Below are 1,596 nucleotides of genomic sequence, written 5' to 3' on the forward strand. Positions count from 1 at the left end.
ACATCAAATTTAAAGGTTACTGTAAATTCTGGTATACCTTCTTTTACAATTTTGTTATATTCTCCTGCGGGAACGCTTTTGCAATCTGCTACCACAAGCAGCACCAGTTATACTTTTGTAAATGTGCCACAGCTGGCAACACCTTTACAATATAAAATTGTTATTACAGATCAGTGTGGCAGTAAAGATTCGGTAAGTATTGCACCTGTAATAAGTGTTGCCAACAGGGTAATTAGTATTTCACCAAAATGCCCTTCGGGTGTTTGGCCAAATGGTTCTTCGGATGTAATAATAAATATCAATGATAATAATATTGGTGGAAATATAACTCCTAAAATTATAAAAAAGGATGGCGTACCGGTTTCGATAAATGCTTCTTTAGTTACCGGGTATAAATATACTTTTTTAGATCTTGGCCCCGCTACTTATGTTTTTGATACTTATATTGAAGATTGTAATAAACATTTGTACGATACAGTTGTGGTAAGAATTTATATTTTCCCTATTCTGTCTGGATCTAACGCTTATCAATGCGATAATAACGGCTTTAGTGTAAACGTAAATGTTGCTGGCGGAATTGGCCCCTATACTTATGAAATTATAGGAAGTGTACCTGCATCACCCAGTATTGTTACTGCACCGCAGGCAAGCCCTGTTTTTTCAATTAACAATGGCACTACTTATTCTTTAATAAGATTACGGGTAATTGATGCCTGTGGTAATGCCAGTTTATATGATGTGAGTGTTTTGCCACTGGGTAATTTTTTAGTTTTTGCAAATGCACCTGAATGTTTTAACACCAGCGTATCACTTATTGTAGATTCTATAGCAAATGCAACTTATACCTGGTATAAAAGGGTTGTGCCAAACGATAGCATAATTGTTGGTACCGGGCCTGTATTAAATTTTCCTAACCTTACTATTGCAGATACCGGAAGGTATTTTTGCAGAATTGTTATCAATAGCGGCTGCCTGATAAGATATGCCAATTATGTTTTAACAGGTTTTTGCGGAGGTATTTTACCAACAGATATTACGCTTTCCGCTACAAAACAAACGGACGGTAATAAACTATTCTGGAATGAGGTTAACCCTGATGTAATTAAATATGATTTGCAAAAAAGTAATAACAATGCCGATTATAAAACAGTAAAAAGTTTTGTAAACACCATAAATTCACCCACCAGCTTTGTAGATATGGAGCCATTTGCCGGTAATAATTTTTACAAGTTAAAAATTATTACAGCAAACAACAGTATTAAATACAGTAATGTGGTGTTGATTAAAAATGCAAAATTTGATATTACACTGTACCCCAATCCTGTAAAAGATAAATTATTTATTTTGCTAAAAAGCAATGCGCCAAAAAACTATGCTATTGAAATTAATAATGTTTTAGGCCAAAAGATTGCTGCTAAAATTTATTATAATATTCAAAACAGGGTAATTGAATTTGAAAGAAATGCAGCAATCAGCAACGGGATTTATGTGGTAACTGTTACTGATTTATTAAATAATGAAAAACAAACTTACCGGGTTCTTTATAAATAATTTATTTACTGCTTTTATTATTTTTATCTGCAGATAAAAATAATA

At 33.0% G+C, this 1,596-nt stretch carries 1 protein-coding gene; it reads left to right on the top strand.

What is annotated here, in order from left to right; all coding sequences use genetic code 11:
• Positions 1–1,551, top strand: a 1,551-nt coding sequence (locus tag ACY65O_RS05770; RefSeq protein WP_462219898.1) for a T9SS type A sorting domain-containing protein, incomplete at its 5' end; no start/stop codon positions are given.
• Positions 1,552–1,596 lie beyond the last annotated feature (45 nt).

The organism is Ferruginibacter sp. (genome assembly GCF_031430955.1).
GTDB lineage: Bacteria > Bacteroidota > Bacteroidia > Chitinophagales > Chitinophagaceae > Ferruginibacter.